Annotated in this window: 21 protein-coding genes; 6 read left to right on the top strand and 15 right to left on the bottom strand. The window is 48.1% G+C overall.

Annotation, left to right across the window (positions count from 1 at the left end):
• Nucleotides 1-77: 77 nt before the first annotated feature.
• Genes FD960_RS04245 through gloB form a run of 3 tightly spaced genes read right to left on the bottom strand, consistent with a single transcriptional unit; the run spans nucleotide 78 to nucleotide 4,212 of the window.
• Nucleotides 78-1,961, bottom strand: a complete 1,884-nt coding sequence (locus tag FD960_RS04245) for a propionate--CoA ligase (protein WP_215300196.1) — start codon at nucleotides 1,959-1,961, stop codon at nucleotides 78-80.
• A 35-nt stretch (nucleotides 1,962-1,996) separates the two neighbouring features.
• Nucleotides 1,997-3,403 carry a transglycosylase SLT domain-containing protein gene (locus FD960_RS04240; protein WP_215300195.1) on the bottom strand — a complete coding sequence of 469 codons (1,407 nt, stop codon included), beginning with the start codon at nucleotides 3,401-3,403 and terminating at the stop codon, nucleotides 1,997-1,999.
• Nucleotides 3,403-4,212: a hydroxyacylglutathione hydrolase gene (gloB, locus tag FD960_RS04235; protein WP_215300193.1), complete on the bottom strand. Its 810-nt coding sequence runs from the start codon at nucleotides 4,210-4,212 to the stop codon at nucleotides 3,403-3,405. Before gloB ends, FD960_RS04240 begins: the two co-directional genes overlap by 1 nt.
• A 36-nt stretch (nucleotides 4,213-4,248) precedes the next feature.
• Between gloB and FD960_RS04230 the strand changes: the two genes are divergently transcribed.
• From FD960_RS04230 to dnaQ, 5 genes are all read left to right on the top strand, one after another.
• Nucleotides 4,249-5,034, top strand: a complete 786-nt coding sequence (locus FD960_RS04230) for a class I SAM-dependent methyltransferase (protein ID WP_251369845.1) — start codon at nucleotides 4,249-4,251, stop codon at nucleotides 5,032-5,034.
• A gap of 4 nt (nucleotides 5,035-5,038) precedes the next feature.
• Entirely contained in the window at nucleotides 5,039-5,494 is a 456-nt protein-coding gene (gene rnhA / locus FD960_RS04225) for a ribonuclease HI (RefSeq protein ID WP_215300190.1), read from the top strand.
• Nucleotides 5,495-5,599: 105 nt separating this feature from the next.
• Entirely contained in the window at nucleotides 5,600-6,937 is a 1,338-nt protein-coding gene (locus FD960_RS04220) for an efflux RND transporter periplasmic adaptor subunit (RefSeq protein WP_215300188.1), read from the top strand.
• A complete protein-coding gene (locus FD960_RS04215; RefSeq protein ID WP_215300186.1) occupies nucleotides 6,934-10,032 on the top strand; it encodes an efflux RND transporter permease subunit in 3,099 nt (1,032 codons plus the stop codon). Before FD960_RS04220 ends, FD960_RS04215 begins: the two co-directional genes overlap by 4 nt.
• Nucleotides 10,032-10,742, top strand: coding sequence for a DNA polymerase III subunit epsilon (dnaQ, locus tag FD960_RS04210; protein WP_215300184.1), 711 nt, complete (start codon nucleotides 10,032-10,034; stop codon nucleotides 10,740-10,742). Before FD960_RS04215 ends, dnaQ begins: the two co-directional genes overlap by 1 nt.
• Nucleotides 10,743-10,754: 12 nt before the next feature.
• Here dnaQ and FD960_RS04205 read toward each other — a convergent pair whose 3' ends face one another.
• From FD960_RS04205 to FD960_RS04195, 3 genes are read right to left on the bottom strand one after another with little or no spacing between them, the layout of a single operon-like run.
• Nucleotides 10,755-11,414 (bottom strand): SprT family zinc-dependent metalloprotease, encoded by a 660-nt coding sequence (locus FD960_RS04205; RefSeq protein WP_215300183.1) that lies wholly within the window; start codon nucleotides 11,412-11,414, stop codon nucleotides 10,755-10,757.
• A 41-nt stretch (nucleotides 11,415-11,455) separates the two neighbouring features.
• The gene (locus FD960_RS04200) at nucleotides 11,456-12,433 is read right to left on the bottom strand and encodes a tripartite tricarboxylate transporter substrate binding protein (RefSeq protein ID WP_215300181.1); all 978 of its coding nucleotides are present in this window, start codon (nucleotides 12,431-12,433) and stop codon (nucleotides 11,456-11,458) included.
• Nucleotides 12,434-12,473: 40 nt separating this feature from the next.
• Entirely contained in the window at nucleotides 12,474-13,595 is a 1,122-nt protein-coding gene (locus tag FD960_RS04195; protein ID WP_215300179.1) for an NADH:flavin oxidoreductase/NADH oxidase, read from the bottom strand.
• Nucleotides 13,596-13,757: 162 nt separating this feature from the next.
• Between FD960_RS04195 and FD960_RS04190 the strand changes: the two genes are divergently transcribed.
• Nucleotides 13,758-15,278, top strand: a complete 1,521-nt coding sequence (locus FD960_RS04190) for a CoA-acylating methylmalonate-semialdehyde dehydrogenase (protein WP_215300177.1) — start codon at nucleotides 13,758-13,760, stop codon at nucleotides 15,276-15,278.
• Nucleotides 15,279-15,350: 72 nt separating this feature from the next.
• Here FD960_RS04190 and FD960_RS04185 read toward each other — a convergent pair whose 3' ends face one another.
• The 9 genes from FD960_RS04185 to nuoL all read right to left on the bottom strand — a co-directional run bounded on the left by FD960_RS04185 (nucleotide 15,351) and on the right by nuoL (nucleotide 24,700).
• Complete coding sequence (locus FD960_RS04185; RefSeq protein ID WP_215300175.1) at nucleotides 15,351-16,016, bottom strand: amino acid ABC transporter permease; 666 nt, start codon at nucleotides 16,014-16,016, stop codon at nucleotides 15,351-15,353.
• A complete protein-coding gene (locus FD960_RS04180) occupies nucleotides 16,016-16,747 on the bottom strand; it encodes an amino acid ABC transporter ATP-binding protein (RefSeq protein ID WP_215300173.1) in 732 nt (243 codons plus the stop codon). The genes FD960_RS04185 and FD960_RS04180 overlap by 1 nt, the downstream gene beginning before the upstream one ends.
• Before the next feature lie 64 nt (nucleotides 16,748-16,811).
• The gene (locus FD960_RS04175) at nucleotides 16,812-17,465 is read right to left on the bottom strand and encodes an amino acid ABC transporter permease (RefSeq protein ID WP_215300171.1); all 654 of its coding nucleotides are present in this window, start codon (nucleotides 17,463-17,465) and stop codon (nucleotides 16,812-16,814) included.
• A 47-nt stretch (nucleotides 17,466-17,512) separates the two neighbouring features.
• Nucleotides 17,513-18,265: a transporter substrate-binding domain-containing protein gene (locus tag FD960_RS04170; protein ID WP_215300170.1), complete on the bottom strand. Its 753-nt coding sequence runs from the start codon at nucleotides 18,263-18,265 to the stop codon at nucleotides 17,513-17,515.
• A gap of 84 nt (nucleotides 18,266-18,349) precedes the next feature.
• Nucleotides 18,350-18,868, bottom strand: coding sequence for a DUF1178 family protein (locus FD960_RS04165; protein ID WP_215300168.1), 519 nt, complete (start codon nucleotides 18,866-18,868; stop codon nucleotides 18,350-18,352).
• Nucleotides 18,869-18,932: 64 nt separating this feature from the next.
• Entirely contained in the window at nucleotides 18,933-19,532 is a 600-nt protein-coding gene (locus FD960_RS04160) for an NUDIX domain-containing protein (protein ID WP_215300167.1), read from the bottom strand.
• Nucleotides 19,533-19,635: 103 nt separating this feature from the next.
• Nucleotides 19,636-21,141: an NADH-quinone oxidoreductase subunit NuoN gene (nuoN, locus tag FD960_RS04155; RefSeq protein ID WP_215300165.1), complete on the bottom strand. Its 1,506-nt coding sequence runs from the start codon at nucleotides 21,139-21,141 to the stop codon at nucleotides 19,636-19,638.
• A gap of 10 nt (nucleotides 21,142-21,151) precedes the next feature.
• Nucleotides 21,152-22,618 carry an NADH-quinone oxidoreductase subunit M gene (locus FD960_RS04150; RefSeq protein ID WP_215300163.1) on the bottom strand — a complete coding sequence of 489 codons (1,467 nt, stop codon included), beginning with the start codon at nucleotides 22,616-22,618 and terminating at the stop codon, nucleotides 21,152-21,154.
• A 24-nt stretch (nucleotides 22,619-22,642) separates the two neighbouring features.
• The gene (nuoL, locus tag FD960_RS04145; RefSeq protein ID WP_215300161.1) at nucleotides 22,643-24,700 is read right to left on the bottom strand and encodes an NADH-quinone oxidoreductase subunit L; all 2,058 of its coding nucleotides are present in this window, start codon (nucleotides 24,698-24,700) and stop codon (nucleotides 22,643-22,645) included.
• Between the last annotated feature and the right edge of the window lies 1 nt (nucleotide 24,701).

Raw genomic sequence — 24,701 nt, 5'->3', positions numbered from 1 at the left:
CCTATTGGGCTCAAAAGGAGATTACCCCCTCAGCCATCAGACTAAAGGGGTAATTTTTACATCTTTTTAGAGCTAAATTAGGACTTTGCGCTTTGCTCGATGATGGTCTTAATTTGCGCTAAAACGTTCTGATCTTCCATGGTGCTGATATCGCCAGGATCACGGCCTTCTGCTACAGCCTGGAGTGCGCGGCGAACAATTTTGCCGGAGCGTGTCTTTGGCAAGGCAGTCACTACATAAACACGGCCAGGACGGGCAATCGCGCCCAAAGTGCTATCTACGGTCTTCATGCACTCCGCTTCCAAAGTGGCTGTTTTCGAGGCATCTTTAGGAATTACAAATGCAATGGCTGCCTGACCCTTGAGCTTGTCCTCAATGCCCACCACTGCCACTTCTGAAATATTGGGATGACTAGAGATGCTTTCCTCAATCTCACGAGTGCCCAGGCGATGGCCCGCAACGTTAATCACATCATCGGTACGGCCCAAGATAAAGAAGTAACCGTCTTCGTCCTTGATGCCCCAGTCAAATGTGGAATAAATCGTCTTGCCGGGAATGGTTTCCCAATAGGTGCTTACAAAACGCTTGTCATCACCCCACACGGTTTGCATACAACCTGGAGGCAGCGGGCCTTCAATAGCAATGACACCCTTCTGGTCTGGACCCAACTCTTCTGAAGTGGCATCATCCAAGAGCTTCATGTTGTAACCAAAAGATGGGACGCCGGGTGAGCCAAACTTGTGTGGCATCACTTCTACGCCACGCTGAATCGCCAGCATTGGCCAACCAGTTTCAGTTTGCCAGTAGTTATCCACAATCGGCTTCTTAATCGCATCATGAATCCAAGTAGCCGTCGGCTCATCCAGAGGCTCGCCCGCCAAGAACAACGCGCGCAAACTCGAGAGGTCATATTTGGTTAAGAAAGCGGGATCTTGTTTCTTGAGCACGCGCACTGCTGTTGGCGCGGAGAACATGACAGATACTTTGTACTTCTCAACCAATTCCCACCAGATGCCCGCATCCGGACGCAATGGCGTACCCTCGTACATGATGGTTGCCATACCATTTAGCAATGGCGCGTAAATAATGTAACTATGTCCCACAACCCAACCAATGTCTGAAGTGCAGAACATCGTCTCACCTGGATTGCCGCAGAAAATATGCTTCATGGTTGAAGCTAAAGCAACCGCGTAACCCCCGGTATCGCGCTGCACGCCCTTGGGCTTACCTGTAGTTCCTGAGGTGTACAAGATGTACGAGGTATGGGTAGCATCTACCCATTCAATAGGCACTAAATCATGAATATGTTTTTGACGCTCTGTAGCGTAGTCCAGATCACGGCCCGCCACTGTAGTGAACTCCGTTAAACCGCGATTCACGATCAATACTTTTTCCGGCTTATAACTTGCGAGTGAAATAGCTTCATCCAACAAAGGCTTGTAAGGCACCGCTTTGCCGCCGCGCGCGCCCGCTTCAGCGGTCACAATCATTTTTGGCTTTGCATCGTCGATACGCGATGCCAGACTATGTGATGCGAAACCACCAAACACTACGGAGTGGATAGCACCGATACGCGCGCAAGCCATCATCGCAAAGCACGCTTCAGCAATCATCGGCATGTAGATCAATACACGATCACCCTTTTTAACACCATTGGCTTTATAAATGGCAGCCATACGATTCACTTCTTCATAAAGCTCTTTGAAAGTGTAGGCTTTCTCTAAATTGGTTTCTGTTGAAACGGCAACTAGCGCAATTTGATCAGGGCGATCCTGGAGATGACGATCGACTGCGTTGTAGCAAAGATTAGTTAAACCACCCTCAAACCACTTCGCAAATGGAGGGTTGTCGTAATTCAGAACCTTATTAAATGGCTTTTCCCAGTGAATTAACTTTGCCTGCTCTCCCCAGAATCCATCTGGGTCTTTAATCGAGCGCTCGTGTTCTGATTTATAGGACATGGTCAACCTAAATAAGTAAATAAAAGTGTCTGAAATTACTGAATCTTGCTAGTTCCTTTGCCAGTGGATGTGTTGGCGACGGTGCTAGAAGTTTTCGCTGAATCATTTTTCGCAGATTTTGCAAGCCCTGTCGATGCGGATTTATGCTGAGATGCAGCATTTTTTGCGGAAGAATTACCCTTAGTCGCCCCTTTTGCCGGGTTTGCAGAGTGGCATTTAGCGCCTTTTGCACATTTTTTAGGCGGTGGCGGTGGCTTATCCAAACTCAGGCTGCCATTTTCTGCCATTGCCAGGGAAATATCTCCAGGACGACGACTTGTCTTTGGAACCAGGACCGTTGAGCCGGATCGGATGCGCATACCCTTGGGAATGCCATTCACCTCTCGCAGGGTATCCACATCTACACCAAGTGTTTTAGCGGCCTGATCCACCGACTCTGTCTTGGTAACTTGCACCGCGGACCATGAAGACAGTGGCTTAGTGTATTTCTTCAGATTTGCCTGAAAAATTTCCGCATGACCGAAAGGCAGCAAAATTTGCTGATTGGCGTTACTCAAAATCACAGGCTTATTAAAAGAGGGATTGAGGCTATGAAATTCATCCGGAGGTATCTCGGCCAATTTAATCGCCAACGCCACATCAATATCCGCGCCAACATCTACTGCTACAAAGTATGGGTGATTCTCCAGTTCGGGCAACACAATGCCATAGGCTTTAGGGTCCAAGACAATCTGGCGATAGGCCATTAGCTTAGGCACATAGTTCCGAGTCTCATTGGGCAACTTCAGACTCAAGTAGTCCGTGGGCAGGCCTGCGGCCAAATTACGCTTTTGCGCTTTTGCGATATTTCCCGCTCCCCAGTTATAAGCCGCCAAGGCAAGTTCCCAACTACCAAACTGTTTATTTAGACGCTGAAGATAATCCAGCGCGGCATCGGTAGATTGCAAGATATCCCTTCGCTCATCCCTAAAGACGTTTTGCGTTAAGCGAAAATCTTTTCCAGTGGCTGGCATGAATTGCCATAAGCCCATTGCTTTTGCGCTCGATTTGGCATTAGTTACAAATGCGCTTTCCACAAAAGGCAGCAAGGCAATTTCTGTTGGCATGTTGCGAGCGTTGACCTCTTGCACGATATAGAAGAGATAACGAGAAGAGCGCTCCATCGAGCGGTGAACATAATCAGGCCGCGCGCTTAACCAACGCACTTGCTCAATCTCCAAAGGAGTATTCATGGGCTCCAGTTCGAAGCCATCCCGAATGCGAATCCATAAATTACTAGACGGAGCATAAAGATCACTGACAGATTGATCTTGGAGATTTACCCGCTTTGCCTTGGCTGCGCGCGGATCTTTCCGGGTAGGTGTATCCGAAGACCAATCCCCTGTACTAGCGCAACCAGAAAGTGCGGCAATCAGCAAAATTGCCGCATAACGCCAAAACATCAGAATCGATCCTTCCAGGCACGAATCACCGCAAGCACATGCGCAGGCGTTGGCAAGGATTTTTCACCCGAAACTTGCAATGCAGATTCGATCACCTCTTTATGATCGCAACGCATAAATGGGTTGACCTGCAATTCTTGCCCAATCGTGGTTGGCAATGTCGAGAGGTTTTGTTCGCGCAATGCTTTGGCCGTCTGCGCCCAAGTAATCAAGTTGGCATTATTAGGCTCAACAGCTAGAGCAAAGCGGATATTCGATAAGGTGTACTCATGCGTGCAGTACACCAAGGTATTTTTTGGCAAGGCAATGAACTTGGCTAAAGACTGACTCATCTGAGTCGGAGTGCCCTCGAATAGGCGACCGCAACCCGAAGCGAATAAGGTATCGCCACAGAACAGCATTGGCTCAACCACATTGGCCTGCATGTTCGCAAAATAAGCAATGTGACTCAAGGTATGGCCAGGAACCTCATATACCTCAAGGCTAATACGTGGCCCAGCAATTTCAATCTTGTCGCCATCCATCATGGGATTGGTTCTACCCGGAATATCGATCGTTGCAGGACCATAAACAGGGATTTCGCTTCCGAGCGCCTTCAGCAATGCCAGAATACCGCCGGTATGGTCGGCGTGATGGTGGGTAATTAAAATACCGGTGAGGGTCAGATTTGCTTGGTTGAGGTACTTCAATGCCGGAGCGGCATCGCCTGGATCAACAAGCAAAGCAGAATGGCCATCATGGATGCACCAGATGTAATTGTCATCAAAGGCCGGTATCGGCCAAACTTGCAATAAAGTATTCTTCACCATAGACCGATGATACCAATCCCACCCTCCCCATCCCAGATGCCTGCACCACCATGGAGTTCATGGGAAAAGTGGTTGCAATCCCCTCCCGGGCAGTATGTGCTCGCGTGGGAGCAAAAATGCTTCGATCACATCGTGGCGGATGTCTTTGGCTTTCATGCAGTCCAAATTGGCTTACCGCAAATGAACACCCTGATGGAAAATCGCATGCCTTTGCATGCCCTCTTAATGGATTCCAATGATCGTCAAAAGCGAGTAAGTCAATTTAATTGGCACCAAATTGAAGGCAATGCGAACGAACTCCCTTTTGCATCAGAGTCGATTGATTTACTAGTTCTGCCACATGTCCTCGAATTTGCGGCTGATCCGCATCAAATTCTGAGAGAGGTAGAGCGAGTGCTACGCCCAGAAGGTCGCCTCGTCATTTCTGGATTTAATCCAGCAAGTCTTTGGGGTGCTCGCCAATACTTGAGCAGACTGATCGGTAGCCCTTACCTCCCAAGAGACGGCCAATTTATCAGCCTCATTCGCGTAAAAGACTGGCTCCAGCTCCTCAACTTCTCACTGGATCGTGGTCACTTTGGTTGCTACAAACTCCCTTTAAGTGGTGAGTCCGAGATGGCTAGAATGGATTTCTTAGAGCCCATGGGCAACCGCTGGTGGCCTATTTTTGGCGCAGTCTTCTTGGTTTCTGCAATTAAGCGTCAGCAAGGGATTCGCCTAATTGGGCAGATTCAGACCAAGCGCATCCCCGCCATTTCCCAGCTTAGTCCGGCAGCCGAGAGTCGTCAAAATCTCCAGCATCACGAAGACCAAGTAAATTAACGCCATGCCCCTCACCAAAACTCCTCCTCATATCGTCATTTACACCGATGGCGCCTGCAAAGGGAACCCAGGCCCTGGAGGCTGGGGTGCGGTACTGCGCTCTGGCGGACATGAAAAACATCTCCATGGCGGCGCAGAACTGACTACCAATAACCGCATGGAAATTAGCGCCGTCATTCATGCGCTGCGCGCGCTCAAGCAAACCAGCTCCGTTGAACTCTGGACAGACTCTCAATATGTCCAAAAGGGAGTGACGCAGTGGCTTGAGGGTTGGAAGAAGCGGGGCTGGAAGACTGCCAGCAAGGATCCAGTTAAAAATGCAGATCTTTGGCAGGAATTGGATGCCCTCCTCCCCAATCACAAGATCTCCTGGCACTGGGTTCGGGGCCATAACGGCCACCCCGGAAATGAGTTAGCCGACCTCTTGGCAAACCGTGGTGTCGAGGAATTTCTGCCTTAAGCGCCATACCAGCCCTGCAGTCCGTTTTTAGCGGTCTTATGAGAGAATGGACGGATTCAGAATTCGCCTTTAAACCCATATAAAACCAAGAAAAACTCCGAGACCGTGTCAAAAATTGAATCAAAACTCGATAAAGCGGTAGCCAAGCTGCCAGGACTTAAAAACTGGATCAAGACTCGTCTTTGCGATCTTTGGCAAAAGCTCTCTCCCCACCTTAATCAACTCAAAAAAGTTGATCACGCCACCGCTAAAGAATTCACCCTCAAATACAAGTGGCGCATTCTGGCAGCGTTGATTGTTTTATATGCCGGATCAAAAGCATATGATTATTTCTTTCCAGCGGCGGACAAAGCTGGCGGCCCAGTCACCGTCACCACAATCGTCGTAGAGAAAAAAGAGGTTCCTCTCATCATTGAGGCGACCGGGACTATTGTTTCCAACAGCATTGTTGATATTCGCCCAATGGTGACCAATACCGTTGCCAAAATTCATGTCAAGGATGGCGAAGAAGTCAAAGCCGGACAACTCCTTTTCACCCTCGATGATCGCAATGACAAAGCCAATTATGAAAAGCTAAAAGCCTTGGCTGATGATGCGCAAAAGCAATATCTACGCGCTAAGGAATTGGTTGCCAAAAACTTCATCTCAAAAGCTGGTCTTGAGACTTCGCTAGCCAATGCGAAGTCCGCTCAGGCTGCAGCACGTTCCGCGGAAGTGCAACTCTCATTTGATTCAATCCGCTCACCCATTGATGGGCGCGCTGGTATCGTCAACGTCTTCCCTGGATCCTTGGTGCAAGCGAGCAACGTTGTCACCACTGCCACCAGCTCTACAGCAACATCTAGCGTTGGTTCGATGGTGACCATCACCCAACTGAACCCCATTAATGTTCAGTTCGTCATCCCAGAAAAAGATATTCCGGTCCTACTTGAGAATCAAATGGATGGGGAGCCTCTTGCCGTCAAAGTCACCGTTGGTGATGCCAGCAAAAAAATCTACGAAGGCAAAGTGCTTGTAATTGACAATCAAGTAGACCCTTCTATTGCCGCTGTTCGCGTCAAGGCGCAAATTCCAAATGATGCAATGACACTGCTTCCAGGCCAATTCGCCCGCGTGTCTTTAGTTGCTAATAATCTGAAGGATGCTCTATCCGTTCCATCACAATCTATCGTCATTAGCCCACGTGGCAAACTTGTCTACACAGTAGATAAGGATGGCAAAGCAGTATCAAAACCAGTGAAGGTAGTTTATGAATACCAAGGCTCTTCCGTCATCACTGGCATTGAATCCGGTGATCGAGTAGTTATTGAAGGTAAGCAAAACTTGCGAGCCGGCAGCAAGGTTAAGGAAGCCAAGGGCACTACCCCAGCCCCTGATGCAGCAGCCAATACCAATCCTCAAACCCCTGCACCAACACCTTCACCAGCGGCTGAAAAGAAATGACCTTATCCGAGTTATGTATTCGCCGTCCGGTGATGACGGTGTTGCTGTCTGTAGCAACTGTCATCGCAGGAACGGTCGCTTATTTAAATATTCCAGTAGCGGCTCTGCCGAGTTTTAATACTCCCGTCATTTCTGTCAGCGCATCCCTACCAGGCGCCTCACCAGAAAATATGGCCTCAGCAGTTGCCCTGCCTCTGGAAAAAGAATTCTCCACCATTGATGGTGTAAAGGTCATCAGCTCCACCAACTCCCTGGGTAGCACCAGCATTACCCTTGAGTTCAACAATGATCGTGATATTGATAAGGCTGCGGTAGACGTACAGGCTGCTCTGCTTCGAGCACAGAAGCGTCTCCCTATTGAAATGACGGTTCCTCCGTCTTATCGCAAGATCAACCCTGCCGATACTCCAGTATTGGTGGTGCGAATGCAGTCCCCCTCCATTAGCCTTTCTGAATTAAACGCCTACGCAGAAAACTTACTCTCACCAAACCTATCGACCATTAGCGGTGTGGCACAAGTACTGGTTTACGGTGCTAAACGTTACGCAGTGCGTGTTCGCGTTCATCCAGATGCGCTGGGTAATCGCAATCTCACCATGGATGATGTCGCGGTTGCGGTAAACAAAGCGAACTCCAACAGTCCAGTGGGCGTCCTGGATGGCCCTCGCCAATCCATCACTATTTATGCCAATCCACAATTAGTAAAACCTGAAGAGTTTGGCAACCTCATCATTAGCCAAAAAAATGGTTTACCGATCTATCTCAAAGATGTAGCGGAAGTAATTGAGAGCTACGAGGATGTCAAAACATTGGCGAGCGCTAATGGTGAACGATCCATTGCGATTGCCGTGCTGCGTCAGCCAAATGCGAATACGGTCGAGGTAGTGAAGTCAGTTAAAGAATTGCTCCCGCAACTGCAAAAGCAAATGCCGGAATCCATCAAGCTACAGCTTCTAAATGACCGCTCCCTATCCATTATTGAAGCGATCCATGATGTGAACCTCACGCTCGCGCTCACCGTATTGCTCGTGGTGCTAGTGATCTTTTTATTCTTAAAGCATATTTCCGCAACGATCATTCCATCGATCAGTCTACCCATCTCTCTAATTGGCGCCTTCTTCTTGCTGTATTTCTTGGGCTACAGCCTAGACAATATTTCGCTCTTGGGAATCACGCTTGCCGTTGGACTAGTAGTTGATGACGCGATTGTGGTTCTTGAAAACATCATGCGTTATGTCGAGCAAGGCATGGATCCACTGAAAGCCTCTCTTAAGGGAAGCAAAGAGGTTGGCTTCACCATTATTTCGATTTCGATTTCCTTGGTGGCAGTCTTTATTCCCCTCTTCTTCATGCCTGGTCCGATTGGCTTGCTCTTTAGAGAATTTGCCGTGGTGGTATCGCTGTCGATCTTGGTTTCCGCGCTGGTATCACTCACAGTCGTTCCAATGCTGTGCAGTCGCTTCCTACCAAAACCGGGGGAGCACGCCAAAGAATATGCCATCAATAAGAAGTTTGATCATTTTTTTGATTGGATGCTCAAGACCTATGTTCATTATTTAGACTTAGCCCTGCTGAACCGCAAAAAAGTGTTATGGGGCGCCCTATCTACTTTTGTCCTAACGGTTGTCCTATTCATCAATAGTCCTAAAGGCTTCTTCCCCGAGGAGGATATTGGTCAGATCCTAGCAACCACCGAGGCATCCGAAGACATCTCCTTCAAAGCAATGCTGACATTGCAGGATCAGGCTGCAGCCATGGTCAATCAAGATCCCAATGTAGCGAGCTCTATCTCTGTTGTTGGCGGTGGTAATAGCTCCGGAAGCAATACTGGTCGCATCTTCATCATCCTCAAGCCAAAGAGTGATCGCGCGAAGATGGCCAAGATCATGGAAGGCTTGCGTGCGAAATTCAAAGAGATTCCTGGGCTGCAGGTGTATATGCGCCCTGTTCAGAACTTACAACTCGGTGGTCGCAGCAGTAAGAGTCGTTACCAATTCACACTACAAAGTGTTGGCTTTGAAGGCGTCAATGAATGGGCCGACAAGCTGATGCAAAAGATGCGCGCCGACCCTATCTTCCGCGACGTCACCAGCGATTCACAGTTAAAAGGCTTGAACGTCAAGATTGATATTGATCGTGAAAAAGCTGCTAGCGCTGGCGTGACTATCACCGATATTCGCTCCGCTCTCTATAACTCGTACGGCGAAAAACAGGTATCCACGATTTATACCCCTGTGAATACGTATTACGTGATCCTTGAAGCTGCAGAAGAAGATCGCCAATACGAAACGGATTTGAATAAGATCTTTGTTCGAGGTCGCGCGACAGACAAGCTCATCCCGCTTTCTAGCGTGGCCAGCTTCACCAGAACCATTGGCCCTACGGCAGTGAACCATCAGGGTCAAATTCCGGCCGTTACCCTCTCCTTCAACTTAGCTCCAGATGTGTTTTTGGGTGATGCCACTAAGAAGATTGAGGCGTACACCAAAGAAATTAACCTGCCACCCTCCATCATTACTAGCTATGGTGGCGATGCCGCGGTCTTTAAAAGCAATCAATCGGGTCAGCTGATCTTAATTTTTGCCGCTCTCGGTGTGATTTACATTCTCCTTGGCGTACTGTACGAAAGCTATATACATCCCCTCACCATTTTGGCCGGCCTGCCTTCAGCTGCTATTGGTGCGATTTTGGCGCTACGTATTTTTGGATTCGAGCTCACCATCATCGCCTCCATTGGTATCTTGCTGTTGATTGGTATCGTCAAGAAAAATGCGATTTTAATGATCGACTTTGCATTGGATGCTCAGCGCAATCAAGGCATGTCTCCAGAAAAAGCGATTCGCGAAGCTTGTATCTTGCGTTTCCGCCCCATCATGATGACTACCTTTGCCGCCCTCATGGGTGCGCTTCCGATTGCTTTTGGTATTGGTGCGGGCGCGGAGCTCCGCCAACCTCTTGGTATCAGCGTTGCAGGCGGACTGATCTTCTCTCAATTTGTGACCTTGATTATTACGCCCGTAATTTACCTCTATTTGGATAAATATGCCGGCACAGGTCCAATGGAAATCTCACCATCTGTATTGGAGGGCACCTAATGCGCCAAGTGATCTTAGATACTGAAACAACTGGACTGAATCCCGCAACAGGGGATCGCATTATCGAGATTGGTTGCGTGGAGATGATTGGCCGCAGACTAACTGATCGCACCTTCCACCACTACATCAATCCCGAGCGCGATATTGATGCCGGCGCTTTTGCGGTACACGGCCTGTCGCGCGAGTTTCTATCGGATAAACCGGTCTTCGCCAACATTGTTGAAGAGCTCATTGAGTTTGTGGATGGCGCAGAAGTTGTTATTCATAATGCAGCCTTTGACTTAGGATTCTTAGATAACGAGTTTGCTTTACTCAAGCGCCCTCCTTTTAGAGGTCTAGCTGCTAAAGTAACCGACACCCTCTTAGACGCTCGCCAAATGTTTCCAGGCAAGCGGAACTCATTAGACGCACTCTGCGAACGTTTCTCGATCAGCAATCAACATCGAACCTTGCACGGCGCGTTACTTGATGCCCAATTGCTGGCAGAAGTTTATGTGGCAATGACCCGTGGTCAAGAAGATCTGTCGATTGATTTAATTGATTACACCGTAGGAACCGACTCCTCCGGTCAGATAAAAGCATTGCCAACCAAACTTAAACTCATGGCAGCAAGCGACGAAGAGTGCCAACTGCACGAGAAAATTTTGGCGGAGATTGCTAAGGCAAGTAAAAAGGACCCCGTATGGAGTCCTTCTAGCACGACCAACTAATCAATCCAAAACTTAGCTAATTGCCCGGCGGATCTCATCTGCCTTGGGCTTGGTACTGCCAAGGGATTCGCTATCGAAGTCGGTGGTATTTTCAATAGTCTCCGGAATATCTTCTTGCATACGGATATTGTCTTTAGGACAAATCGGCGCGCCGTAGGTTGCCCACTTTTTTAATAAGGTCACTTCGTAACCGCACTGGCCGCATTTAGCCTTATTCCGACTGGCATTGCTTGGTCGTGGCGGAGGAAACACAATTGCTTGATGCGGATACGGTCCGAGTTCTTGGCTAATCATCATCAAGCGCACCATTAACTCTTCGGTAGCATGGGCCATTCTTGCGGGGCCTTCAAGACCAACCGTTTGAGCAATACCCTTGAAGTCTTCTCCGTGACCACTAAAGCAATCATCCACTGCATGACAAAGCTCGTGAACCAAAGTATCTAATAGCTGAACAGGATCATCCAGCTTGGGTGAGATAAAGATCTCATTGACACCGCCACCAGAGCGCTCCCGTGGCCAGCACTGTCCCAAGGTAGTTCTTGGGCTGCTGGAGGCCGGAAAGCCGCACGACACCCTAACCGGAGGAATAGCATATCCAGCCTTAGAAAAAACTGGCTCTAGATGTCTCACGGCGTCTTCCAGCCAGGCTTCTCGTACGGTATGTTGCTTCATCAATGATTCATTCAATATTTATTTAAGAAAAGTGACACTCTTTAATCCAGCGAAATATTCGCGGCTTTAATCGCCTTATGCCAATAAGGAAGTTCTTTTTTCAGCAAGGCGTCCATCGCAGTTGGATTCAGATAACGCAGCTCAACACCCGCTGCGTCAGCGCGCTCCTTCACCTCGGGTAAGGCCAGGCTCTTTTTAACCGATTCAGTCAATTTAGCAATTACTGGAGCCGGTGTTCCTGTTGGCGCATATAAAGCCACCCAGGACTCTAGTTGAAATGATGGCAAGCCAGCTTGGGCAGTGGTTGGCACATTGGGCATACCAGGATGGCGATTTTTTCCAGTCACCGCCAACCCCTTAAGCTTGCCGCTTTGCACATGCTGCATTACAGAAGGCGGCGTTGTAATAAAGAGCTGAACCTGACCAGCCAATACATCTTGCACTGCAGGACCAGACCCTTTGTAAGGAACATGGACTATATCTACGCCTGTATTTTGTTTAAAGATTTCAGTGCCAATATGGGATACAGAACCATTACCTTGAGAAGCGTAATTGAGCTTGCCGGGATTGGCTTTGGCGTAAGCGATTAATTCCTTAAGATTATTTACTGGCACAGATGGATGAACCGCGATCACATTCGTGGAGACGGTGAGCAATGCCACTGGTGAGAAATCGGCAATTGGATCCCAAGGCAGCTTATCCATGAGTGCTGGGTTGCCAACGTGATAGCCAGAATAGGAAATCAATAAGGTGTAGCCGTCAGGCTTGGCCTTAGCAACATATTGATAGGCCACATTACCGCTAGCTCCGGGCTTATTGTCAACAATAACGGGCTGACCAATGACCCTCGTTAAGGGCTCACTTAAGAGACGGGCCGAAGTGTCGACTAAGCCTCCTGGAGGATTTGGAACGACTAAGGTAATAGGTCGATCTGGAAAGGATTGGGCGTGCGCTAAGGTGGTTGCAAAAACAATGCTAGTGATAGCTAATGCCTGGCGGATTACGGATTTCTTTTTCATCAATATCTCCATTGATTCAATCTTGAATGCTTCAGCGTCATTATCGCTGGCCTACCTTGACATCGCCAAAAATAGCCTGAGCCTCTCGCGGCAAACAGCGCCAGTAGCGCTCATTTGACGGTACAGTACCGCCCAGTGCTGCAGCAGCCTCCCAAGCCCAGCGTGGCTTGTACAAAAAGGCTCTGGCCAGCGCAATTAAATCCGCGTCTCCTTTTTGCAAGATATCCTCAGCCTGGTGTGGGTCAGTAATTAAGCCCACCGCCATCGTCGGAATGCCAGACTGGTCTTTAACAATCTTGGCAAATGGCACCTGGTAATTGGGTCCGATCGCAATCTTCTGCAATGGCGATATTCCGCCAGAGGAGATGTGGACAAAATCACAACCCAAAGGTTTGAGCTGAGCTGCAAAGTGAGCAGTCTCCTCTGGTGTCCAACCACCCTCAATCCAATCACTTGCAGAAATACGAATACCGAGAACACCCTGATAGGCGGCACGGACCGCCTTAAACAATTCCAGAGGAAAGCGAATGCGGTTCTCATAAGATCCACCGTATTCATCTGTGCGCTGATTGGCAATTGGCGACAAAAACTGGTGAAGAAGATATCCATGGGCACCATGCAACTCAATGCCATCGATACCGATACGTTCCGCTCGTTGGGCAGCAGCTACGAAGGCGGTAATGATGTCCATTAATTCGGCTTTAGAGAGCTCATGGGGCAATCGCTCACCTGCCAACTGAGGAATAGCTGAAGGCGCAAGCGTTTCCCAACCGCCCTGCTCCGCCGCTAAGAGCTGACCACCATCCCATGGAGTGGCGCTAGAGGCCTTACGGCCAGCATGCGCAAGCTGTATGAATACTGGTGTAGCGGGAGCCAATGTACGGGCCCTAGTCAGCTTATCGTTCAGGGCAGCCTCAGTGCGGTCATCCCACAAACCCAAACAAGCTGGGGTAATACGGGCCTCTGGAGTGACTCCCGTGGCTTCAATGATAAATAGTCCCGCGCCGCTATTTAGCAGGTTGGCCCAGTGCATTAAATGCCAATCCTGAGCCTCCCCATTAACCGCGGAATATTGGCACATGGGCGCAACCACAATGCGGTTGGCCAAGCTCAGAGAGCCCTTTGGGGAGCCTAAGACAAAGGGGGAGAATAAAAGACTCATAACAGGACCTTTTTGACACTAAATATAGGGGGCAAGAATGCGAAATTCAGCCGAAAGCGATAGAATAACTAAAGTAGGATAAACGAGACTTTAAAGACGTGTTGGCGAGCAGCCACAGCCTTTATTTAACTAAAACTATTAGAAACTATTAAGCAAAACACTATGAGCGCACCGCAAGCTTTTGAATCAAAAGAAGATATTGGCCACTTTGTTGGCGGCAAGATCCTGAACCCTAAAAACGGTCGCTTTGCAGACGTATTTAACCCTTCTACTGGCGCTGTTGCTAGGCGTGTAGCGCTGGCAAGCCGTAAAGAAATTGACGATGCCGTAGCTATTGCCCAAACCGCGTTTCAGACATGGAGCCAAACCTCCCCACTGCGCCGCGCGCGCATCATGTTCAAGTATCTTGAACTGCTCAATGCCAATCGCGATGAACTAGCCGCCATCATTACTGCGGAGCATGGAAAAGTATTTACCGATGCCCAAGGTGAAGTCACCCGCGGCATTGATATTGTGGAGTTTGCCACTGGCATTCCCGAGCTTCTCAAGGGCGATTACACAGAACAGGTGTCTACAGACATCGATAACTGGGTCATGCGCCAACCGTTGGGCGTCGTTGCCGGCGTCACGCCATTTAATTTTCCAGTCATGGTGCCAATGTGGATGTTCCCTGTGGCCATTGCATGCGGCAACACCTTCATTCTGAAGCCAAGCCCAACCGATCCATCCGCATCCCTATTTATGGCTAAGCTCCTCAAGGAGGCTGGCTTGCCTGATGGTGTATTTAACGTGGTACAAGGCGACAAAGAAGCGGTTGATGCTTTGATTGAGAACCCTGACGTGAAAGCAGTGAGCTTTGTTGGCTCAACCCCGATTGCAAACTATATTTATGAGCGTTGCGCTCACTTTGGTAAGCGCTCCCAAGCACTCGGCGGCGCCAAGAACCACATGGTTGTCATGCCTGACGCCGACATCGACAAAACAATTGATGCCCTCATTGGCGCAGCTTACGGCTCTGCCGGCGAGCGTTGCATGGCAATTTCTGTAGCAGTCCTCGTGGGCGATGTTGCAGAAAAAATCATGCCAAAACTGATTGAGCGCACCAAGACACTCAAAGTGAAAAACGGCATGGAACTCGATGCTGAAATGGGCCCGATTGTTACCAAGGCCGCTTTAGAGCGCATTACTGGCTACATCGAGAGTGGCGTTGCTTCTGGCGCAAAACTCTTGGTAGATGGTCGCGGTCTCAAAGTACCAGGCCATGAAAATGGCTTTTTCATCGGAGGGACTCTCTTCGATAACGTGACCCCTGACATGAAGATCTACTTGGAAGAAATCTTCGGACCAGTACTGTCTTGCCTGCGCGTAGCGAACTTTACCGAGGCTTTGAATCTAGTGAACTCTTGCGAGTTTGGCAACGGCGTAGCTTGCTTTACAAGCGATGGCAATATTGCCCGTGAATTTGCGCGCCGCGTTCAAGTTGGCATGGTTGGTATTAACGTACCTATCCCTGTTCCAATGGCTTGGCATGGCTTTGGTGGCTGGAAGAAATCCCTCTTTGGCGATATGCATGCGTATGGCAAAGAAGGTGTTCGCTTCTACACCAAGCAAAAGAGCGTCATGCAGCGCTGGCCTGAGAGCATTGCTAAAGGCGCAGAGTTTGTGATGCCGACTTCGAAGTAATGTGACGAGTTAGCCACATAACAAAATAGCGATCTTAGGATCGCTATTTTTTTGTCTCAGCTAAATGATTTACTAGGCCGGAATGAAGTAACGCCGCTCGATTGCGCGTGAACACAAGACGATCGCGGAAACTAAAGCCAAATAAACCAAAGCCGCCACTAAGTAAGCCTTGAAGAATTGAAAATTGGTGGCGGCCAATTCTTGGATTCTGGCGAAAAATTCAGTGTACTGAATCAAGAAGGCAACAGAGCTATCCTTCAGATTGGCAATCACTTGATTGGTCAGCGCCGGAATGGATAGGCGAATGACCTGTGGCAATGTAATGAGTCGAAATATTTGCAAAGGAGTAAAGCCTTGAGCGCTAGCCGCCTCAAGCTGGGTCTTATCTAAGCCGTTATATGCAGTCTTAAGGTAAGCCGCGTTATAGGCGGCCACGTTGAAGCTAAAGCCGATAAAAGCCACTGTAAATGGGGATAAACGAATGCCCCACTGCGGCAAACCGTAGTACATCAAGAACAGCAATACGATTAAAGGCATCCCAATAAAGAAAGAGATGTATCCGTTGATGCAATTACGAACAGCAGCATTTTTACTAAGCGTCAGATAAAAAACCACAATACCTAAGAGCAAGCCAGAAATACTAATGAGACCGGCAAGCTGAATGGTTTTGAGCAAACCAGCGAAAATTAAAGGCAACTGCTCCGAGAGATCCCTCGCAAAGGAGGACCAAGAACCCATCAAGTCCTTTCCTTACTTCCAAAGAATGCTTGAATTTCTGGATCGGAATGCTTTGCAAGCACATCTATTCGATCATCTGCACGAATGACACCGCGATCTAAAAACATCGCCGTATCGGAAATATTGCGTGCTAAATTGAGATCATGCGTTACGCAAATCATCGAAATACCATCGCCATGTAGGCGATTAATCAAATCAGCAACATCTCTTGACATGACCGGATCTAAAGCGGAAGTGGGTTCATCTAAAACAAGCACCGCAGGATCCATTGCCAGCGCACGAGCAATTGCCACCCGCTGCTTTTGACCACCCGACAGCTGGGAGGGATATTTATCTTGATGCGACGTCATATCAAAATGGGAAAGCTCTAATAGCGCCCTCTCCTTAGCGGCAGATTTGCTCATGCCATGCAATTTACGCAAACCAAGGGAAACGTTATCCAGAACATTGAGATGGCTATATAGAGCGAATTGCTGAAATACAAAACCAATTTGCTTGCGTAACTCTCTGACGTTGACATTAGGACCCAGCACTTCATTGCCCTCAAAGATGATTGAGCCGGAGGTCGGCTCAATCAAGCGATTTAAGCAACGCAATAGCGTGGACTTGCCTGAGCCTGAAGCGCCCATCAGAACTCTGACATCACCCTCATTTAAATCGAGGTTGATATTAGATAGAACGGTTTGGCCGTCGAATTCTTTAACGAGATCTCGGACTTGAATTAATGCCACGCGCTAGCCTCGCACAAAAAAGGAATTGGATATTGGTGTTGGGGTTCTAACTGAAATTGCATGATCATGCAGGACTAATCCCTGGAATCTGAAAACGTTTACTCAGAACCTGCACACCAACCAAGCAGACTCGATAAATAACAAAATATAAAATGCCAACTGCCAGATAAATCTCCACTCCACGCAAGGTCGTTGAGGTTAGCGTCATTGCCTGTTTAGTAATTTCTGGAATACCCACGGTATATGCAAATGGGGAGTACTTCAATACAGAGGTAAATTCATTCACCATGCCGGGAACAGAAAATCGCAGCATCTGCGGCAACTCGATATACCAAAGCACTTGAATGCGACTCATACCCATAGCTTGCGCCGCCAGAACCTCTGCTGAGTCTACCGAAAGGAATGCGCCCCTAAATACCTCCGCCAAATAAGCTGAGGCAACCAAGCCCAAACTTAATGCCATTGCCATCAACGGTGGCACCTTAAAGCCCAGGCCTGGCAAGCCGAAATAGACCATGAATAGCAATACTAGAACCGGTACACCTCGAAAAATATAGGTGTAGCAATCAATACAAGCGGTAAGAACTGGAAGATGTAGTCGATGAAGGCTAGCCAGTATGAGGCTAACAACTAAGCCAGTGGAAGAACAAACAAGCGTCACAATGACCGTGTAAGAGACTCCTTGCGCTAGTTGAGCAAGAATATCGAAGAAAGTCACGGAAGAAGCCTTCTTATATCAACGATGATTGAGGGCGCTGAGCTAGCTTATTTCATCCACTTATCAAGGATTGACTTGATTTTTTCAGGACCAAGTTCGTTGAGGTACTTATCAAAGTCATCACGCAGTTTTGAGCCCTTAGCAAAAGCAAATCCCAGCTTATCAAAACCCTTGAATACATAACTACTCTGAATGGGCAGCTTAAGCTTATTTTCATAATTGAGGAACACAGGCTCTTCAATAAAAGCTAAATCCAGATTTCCATTTTGTAGATCGGTGATCACTTCGGCATATGAAGGATAGAGCTTGACCTTGCTTAATGAGTAGTAGCCCTTTGGCTCTAATTCATTCTTAATAAGATCATCGTAGGCCATGCCACGCGGATAGCCAATCGAGTATTTTTTCAGCTGATTCAAATCGGTAATCTGAATATTTTTATTCTTCATACTCACGAGATGCCAGGCATTGTCGTAATAAGGCTGGGAAAAATCCATCGCCTCTTTACGCTTATCGGTGATGGAGATTCCGGAGAAAGCAACATCGGCCTGACCGCTAGAAACCGCGCCAAGCATGCCAGCCCAATCATACGGAGTTACCTTCAATGTACAGCCGCGGGATTGGCAATATCCCTGAAATATATCCATATCGACGCCAACAATCTGACCTTTATCATCAAACAACATTGGAGGAGATGCAGGAGAAACAGCCACCTTGATTTCTTTAGAACCTGGAGACTTGGAGCAAGCCAAAATGCTTAGCGCTAGAACGGCGGCAATCAATGCCAGAAAAAGGCGTTTCATGAGGTGTTACTCCTATCCTGTTGAGATGGTAAAGCCCCGTATTGGGCTCTCAGGCAAGTATAGGGGATTTAGGGTGAAACTTGACTACTGCAGAGTGTTTTTCAGGGCTGGCAACATTGGCATAGCCATTACCTCGATACCCTCTTCCCGCAAAGCCTCAGCCTCATCGAGCGTAGTTTGCCCCCGAATACTTCTCTCAGGAGACTCTTTGTAATGAATCTTGCGAGCCTCTTCAGCAAAAGAGTTGCCCACATCCTCAGAGCGCCCCATTAGCTCACGCATGCCCTTCAAAAAGGCCGCCTGCACCTGGGCTTCCAGCTGAGAATGGTCGCTACCCGTTAAGGCAACCACATCGCCGCTTAAAGCACTGCCCATACTGCCAACATCCGCATTCGCTACGGCTAACTCTGTTGAGGCCGGTGCTTCTTTGCTGGAACCTGATTTAGCAATATGAGGTGCGGAAGGCATCCGGGTAATTTCGGTGCTATCGCAAATGGGGCACGCAAGCATCCCTTTGTCTTGCTGAGCAAGGCAATCCTCTTCCGAGGCAAACCATCCTTCAAAGCGATGGTCTAGTGGGCAAGCGAGGTTATAAACTTTCATAAGAGCTATATAGGGGCAAAACTGCTAAATTCAATACCCCTATTTTAATAGGTTTCAGAAGGTCCTACTCAATGGCTTGGGGAGCAACCAGCCCACGGCGATAGCGATCTAGCCAGTAGGTGGCAATCGTTGTCTTAACGTCAGTAATCTCGCCCTGCTCCACCCATGCCAATAATTGATCAAGAGATGCGGCAAAGACATCTAAAAATTCCTCTTCGTCTAAATGGCTTTTGCCTGAGACCAAACCTTCGGCCAAATAGATATCAATGAATTCGGTTGAATAAGAAATCACCGGATGAATGCGGCGGATAAAACTCCATTTACTAGCTGAATAACCAGTCTCTTCCTCGAGCTCACGCTTGGCGCATAAGAGTCGATCTTCACCAACCTCAAGCTTGCCTGCAGGAATCTCAATACACGCTTTTGCAATCGGATAACGGTATTGCCGCTCCATCAGCACCCTACCATCATCCAAAATTGCCAGAATGGCTACAGCGCCAGGATGCGTAAGATATTCACGCACCGCTTGCCTGCCATCAGGAAGACGCACCTGATCGCGCTTCATATTCAGAAAAATACCGCTGTAAATTTCCTCACCCGAGACACGTTCCTCCTTTAAATGCAAGTCTCCTGAAGGAAGATCTTGAAAAGTTTTTTCGGTCATAAGTCAGCTTTCTAATAAGGAATGGGCATCTTACAAAACCTTTGTGACATAAAAGACAAAGGCCCCTTTTTGGAGCCTTTATTTGATGCTGTAGTGGTGATGCTTAAGAACCCAAAAGAGTCCTACGCATCGCGTCAAGGCAGATCGCCATCAAACCTGCCGGGAAAGTCCCCAAGGCAAGAACCAATACCGCATTCAGACTCAGGAGTCCGCGGGCAAATCCAGATCCAGAAACCTCGGATGCATGCTCCTCTTTTGGCTCATCAAAGTACATTACCTTAACCACTCTGAGGTAGTAGAAAGCACCGATCAAAGAAGCGATCACGGCAATCACAGCCAAGAAGGTGTGCTCTGCATCAACCAAAGCCTCTAATACACCCAACTTAGCGGCAAAACCGACCGTTGGTGGAATACCTGCCAAAGAGAACATCATCACCAAACCAATAAATGCGAACCATGGGTGGCGTTTATTAAGCCCTTTGAGGTCATCCAAGGTCTCACAATCGTGACCTTTACGGGATAGCATCATCAAGAGGCCGAAACTACCCAGGGTAGTTAAAACATAAGTCACGGCGTAAAACATGGATGCGCTAAATGCATGGTCATCAAACACCGACAACATACCCAGCAATACAAAACCCATCTGCGCAATCGCGGAATACGCCAACATACGTTTGATATTCGTTTGAGCAATCGCCGTAACGTTACCCACTACCAAAGACAATAGGGCCAGCAACACCAACATGGGTTGCCAGTCACCCAACAGTGGCAACAAGGTATTGACTAGCAAGCGGAATAGCAAAGCAAACGCCGCCAATTTCGGCGCCGCCGCAATCATTAAAGTCACAGCAGTTGGCGCACCTTGATATACATCGGGCACCCACATATGAAATGGCACGACGCCCAATTTAAATGCAAGGCCAGAGACAATAAACACCAAGCCAAATGCCATCACCAAATGATTGACACGTGGATCGGCAACCGTTCTAAAGATTTCGATTAAATCGAGAGAGCCGGTTACGCCATACAACATCGACATGCCGTAGAGCAAGAAACCAGATGCCAAGGCGCCCAGAATGAAGTACTTAATACCAGCCTCAACGCTCTTCTCGCTGTTGTGACGCATCGCTACTAAAGCATAGGTTGGCAATGCCATTAGTTCAAGACCGAGGTAGAGCGTCAGAAGATTGGCGCCGGAGATGAGTACGCATTGACCCAAGAGGGCCAATAAAGCCAGCACAATAAAATCTGGGCGGAACATCGCGCGATCGGTGAGGTATTGCTTGGAATACACCAGGCTCACCAATACCGCGCCGCATGAGCAGGCCTTCAACAGATTTGAGAGCGGGTCTGATTGAAACAAACCATTCATCGCAACTAGCGATACATCACCCATGCGACCGACAAATGCAAGGATCAAATAAACCAAGAGGATGATAGAGAAGAAGTAAACAAAGCCAACACCGCGCGGTGTATGGAATATATCCTGCTCTGCTCCCGGAGTTGCTGGCTGACGCTCAGGCACATAAACGCTAGCCACCAATAGCAAACAGGTGGCTAGGAGTAAAACGAGTTCCGGCAGGATGGCGTATAGGTCGAATGCTTGCATTAGCTTTTACTCAGAGTTTGCTGACAGCAACATGCTGCAACAGATTAATCACGGCTGGATGAATAATGTCGGTAAAAGGTTTTGGATAAACACCCATACCGATGACACAGATAGACAGCACCGCCATCATGAAATACTCGCGCGCATTGAGGTCTTTCAACTCTTCAACATGCTCGTTGGTAATTGCGCCAAAGAACACACGCTTGACCATCCACAAGGAATAAGCCGCGCCGAGAATCAATGCTGTAGCCGCCAAAATACCGATCACAAAGTCGTAATCAACTGCAGCCAAAATCACCATGAACTCACCCACGAAACCAGAGGTTGCTGGTAGACCACAGTTCGCCATCGCCATCAATACCGCAAAGGCAGTAAACGCAGGCATACGATGCACAACGCCTCCGTAATCAGCAATTTGACGGGTGTGCATACGGTCGTACAACACGCCGATAGAAAGGAACATTGCACCAGCAACAAAGCCATGTGAAATCATTTGCACGATACCACCCTCAATGCCCAATGGGCTAAAGAGGAAGAAACCTAAAGTCACAAAACCCATGTGAGCCACTGATGAATACGCTACCAGTTTCTTCATGTCTTTTTGAACGAGCGCCACAGCACCAACATAGATCACGGCAACCAAGGATAGGAAAATCACAAATGGACCCAAGTACTGACTTGCGTCAGGTGCAATAGGTAATGAGAAGCGTAAGAAGCCATAGGCACCGAGCTTCAACATAATCGCAGCCAAGACTACAGAGCCACCTGTTGGTGCTTCAACGTGCACGTCTGGCAACCATGTATGCAATGGCCACATTGGCACCTTAACGGCAAAGGCCATAAAGAAGGCAAAGAATAGGAGGATTTGCTCAAGAATATCGAGGCGAGCATTTTGCCAAGCCAAGATATCAAAGGTATTGGTAACGTTGTAGAGATAAAGCATGGCAACCAAAGTCAACAAGGAGCCAAGCAAGGTGTACAAAAAGAACTTAAAGGCGGCATAGATACGGTTATGACCTCCCCATACACCAATGATGATGTACATCGGAATCAAGGTTGCCTCGAAGAATACATAGAACAACAATGCATCTAAGGCGGCAAAGACACCAATCATTAATCCGGAAAGGATTAAGAAAGAAGCCATGTATTGAGAAACCTTCTTATCAATCACTTCCCATGCTGCAATCACCACAAAAATATTGATAAATGCTGTCAATACGATGAACCATACTGAGATGCCATCAATACCTAAATGGTAGTTAATGTCATAACGAGGAATCCAGCTAATCTTCTCTACGAACTGCATTCCAGGATTGGCAATATCAAATTGGATCACCAATGGCAGAGTGGCGATAAAGCCCAGCACCGCGCCAAAGAGTGCCAACCAGCGAACTCCGGCTGAGGGCTTCTCTGAACCGTAGAACAGAATGATGATGCCGAAGAAAATCGGAATCCAGATAGCGTAAGAAAGAATCATGATGGCTACTTAAGTAACAAAGGCCTAGCGAACAAAAGGCAGGTAAGCGTACAAAACCCAAGCTAACAATATCGCGAGGCCCGCAATCATTGCGAAGGCGTAGTGATAGAGATAGCCGGATTGCAAATGGCGAATCACGGCAGAAAAGCGCCCTACTGCATGCGCGCTGCCGTTAACAATAAAGCCGTCGATTGCCTGTTGATCGCCACGATGCCACAAGACACCGCCAATCCACAGCAAACCTTTAGCAAATACAGCTTGATTCAAGTCGTCGAGATAGTATTTGTTATCCAAAAGTTTCTTGAGTGGCGCCAGCGCCTCTGCAAACTTGCCCGGCAATTTTGGAGCCCAAAGGTAACCAATTGCCGCGGCCAGAACACCCAACACCACCAACAGCAATACTGGCGAAGTGAAAGCGTGAATAGCCATAGCCACAGGACCGTGGAACTCTTCTGCAAGCGCTTTCATCGCCGGGTGCTTGCCGATATCTACAAAAATTGAATCACCGAAATAGGTGGCGAACAGCAATGGGGTGATTGTGTAAAAGCCAATGATCACTGATGGGATCGCCAACAAAATCAATGGCAAAGTTACAACAAACGGGGACTCATGTGGCTTTTCGCCTGGAGCCAAACCATGGTGAGCGTGGTCATCACCCTGCTCTGCATGCTCATGATGATCATGGGCGTGCGAATCTGCATGGCCCCAACGTGCTTTGCCGTGGAATACATAGAAGTACAGGCGGAATGAATATAAAGCCGTAACAAATACGCTAGCCATTACAGCGAAATACGCAAAGCCAGAGCCGGGAATATGGCTGGCCGCTACCGCCTCAATAATGGAATCTTTGGAGTAGAAGCCGGAGAAGAAAGGTGTACCAATCAAAGCCAGGTTACCCAATAACATCATCAGACAAGTAATTGGCATGTACTTCCAAAGGCCACCCATCTTGCGCATATCTTGTTCGTGATGCATACCTAAGATCACACTACCGGCAGCAAGGAACAAGAGTGCCTTAAAGAATGCATGTGTCATCAAATGGAAGATCGCTACTGGGTAAGCAGAAACACCCAGTGCTACAGTCATATAACCCAATTGAGACAAAGTGGAATATGCCACTACCCGCTTGATATCGTTTTGGACAATTCCCAAGAAGCCCATAAAGAGCGCGGTAATAGAGCCGATCACCAAAATGAAGCTCAAAGCAGCATCAGACAACTCAAACAATGGTGACATGCGTGACACCATAAAAATACCTGCTGTAACCATTGTTGCCGCATGAATCAATGCGGAAATTGGCGTTGGACCTTCCATTGAGTCTGGCAACCAGACATGCAATGGGAATTGCGCAGATTTACCCATCGCACCAATGAATAGGCAAATACAAGCAACCGTTACCAGGTTCCAACTAGTACCAGGCAATGTTTGTGCTGCTAAGGCATTGTTCTGAGCAAAGATCACGTCATAGTTCATCGAACCAGTGCTAGCCAACAATAGGCCAATACCTAAGATAAAGCCGAAGTCGCCCACACGGTTTACCAAGAAAGCCTTCATATTGGCAAAAACTGCGGATTGACGCTCGAAATAGAAACCAATCAATAGATATGAAACAACGCCTACCGCCTCCCAGCCAAAGAAGAGCTGCAAGAGGTTATTGCTCATGACCAACATCAACATGGCAAAAGTAAAGAGCGAGATATAAGAGAAGAAACGGTTATAGCCTTCTTCACCTTGCATATAGCCAATGGTGTAGATGTGAACCATTAATGAAACAAAAGTCACTACACACATCATGGTGGCAGTGAGTGGATCAATCAAGAAACCAATATCTAGATTGAGTTCGCCCAATTGCATCCAGCGGTATACAGTGCCGTTGAAATAGAAACCGTCCATGACCTGCACTAATACAAAGCAAGACAATACAAAGGCAATCATCACACCAAGAATGGTGACAAACTGGCAAGCGCCATTCCCAATCCGCTTACCGCCTAATTTGGTACCAAAGAAGCCAGCAATCGCAGAACCAAATAAAGGCGCCAGCGGAATAGCGCAGAGAACAGGAAGAGATAAGGTCAATTGCATG

It is taken from the genome of Polynucleobacter sp. AP-Nino-20-G2 (assembly GCF_018688235.1).
Taxonomy (GTDB): domain Bacteria; phylum Pseudomonadota; class Gammaproteobacteria; order Burkholderiales; family Burkholderiaceae; genus Polynucleobacter.
The sequence above is the reverse complement of the archived record's forward strand: the minus strand, read 5'-3'. Positions and strand labels throughout refer to the sequence as shown.

What these genes read in the sequence shown, in the direction of transcription:
- FD960_RS04245 (WP_215300196.1), bottom strand. Translation starts at nt 1,961, where the DNA reads ATGTCCTATAAATCAGAACACGAGCGCTCGATTAAAGACCCAGATGGA.
- FD960_RS04240 (WP_215300195.1), bottom strand. Translation starts at nt 3,403, where the DNA reads ATGTTTTGGCGTTATGCGGCAATTTTGCTGATTGCCGCACTTTCTGGT.
- gloB (WP_215300193.1), bottom strand. Translation starts at nt 4,212, where the DNA reads ATGGTGAAGAATACTTTATTGCAAGTTTGGCCGATACCGGCCTTTGAT.
- FD960_RS04230 (WP_251369845.1), top strand. Translation starts at nt 4,249, where the DNA reads ATGCCTGCACCACCATGGAGTTCATGGGAAAAGTGGTTGCAATCCCCT.
- rnhA (WP_215300190.1), top strand. Translation starts at nt 5,039, where the DNA reads ATGCCCCTCACCAAAACTCCTCCTCATATCGTCATTTACACCGATGGC.
- FD960_RS04215 (WP_215300186.1), top strand. Translation starts at nt 6,934, where the DNA reads ATGACCTTATCCGAGTTATGTATTCGCCGTCCGGTGATGACGGTGTTG.
- dnaQ (WP_215300184.1), top strand. Translation starts at nt 10,032, where the DNA reads ATGCGCCAAGTGATCTTAGATACTGAAACAACTGGACTGAATCCCGCA.
- FD960_RS04205 (WP_215300183.1), bottom strand. Translation starts at nt 11,414, where the DNA reads ATGAAGCAACATACCGTACGAGAAGCCTGGCTGGAAGACGCCGTGAGA.
- FD960_RS04200 (WP_215300181.1), bottom strand. Translation starts at nt 12,433, where the DNA reads ATGAAAAAGAAATCCGTAATCCGCCAGGCATTAGCTATCACTAGCATT.
- FD960_RS04195 (WP_215300179.1), bottom strand. Translation starts at nt 13,595, where the DNA reads ATGAGTCTTTTATTCTCCCCCTTTGTCTTAGGCTCCCCAAAGGGCTCT.
- FD960_RS04190 (WP_215300177.1), top strand. Translation starts at nt 13,758, where the DNA reads ATGAGCGCACCGCAAGCTTTTGAATCAAAAGAAGATATTGGCCACTTT.
- FD960_RS04185 (WP_215300175.1), bottom strand. Translation starts at nt 16,016, where the DNA reads ATGGGTTCTTGGTCCTCCTTTGCGAGGGATCTCTCGGAGCAGTTGCCT.
- FD960_RS04170 (WP_215300170.1), bottom strand. Translation starts at nt 18,265, where the DNA reads ATGAAACGCCTTTTTCTGGCATTGATTGCCGCCGTTCTAGCGCTAAGC.
- FD960_RS04165 (WP_215300168.1), bottom strand. Translation starts at nt 18,868, where the DNA reads ATGAAAGTTTATAACCTCGCTTGCCCACTAGACCATCGCTTTGAAGGA.
- FD960_RS04160 (WP_215300167.1), bottom strand. Translation starts at nt 19,532, where the DNA reads ATGACCGAAAAAACTTTTCAAGATCTTCCTTCAGGAGACTTGCATTTA.
- nuoN (WP_215300165.1), bottom strand. Translation starts at nt 21,141, where the DNA reads ATGCAAGCATTCGACCTATACGCCATCCTGCCGGAACTCGTTTTACTC.
- FD960_RS04150 (WP_215300163.1), bottom strand. Translation starts at nt 22,618, where the DNA reads ATGATTCTTTCTTACGCTATCTGGATTCCGATTTTCTTCGGCATCATC.
- nuoL (WP_215300161.1), bottom strand. Translation starts at nt 24,700, where the DNA reads ATGCAATTGACCTTATCTCTTCCTGTTCTCTGCGCTATTCCGCTGGCG.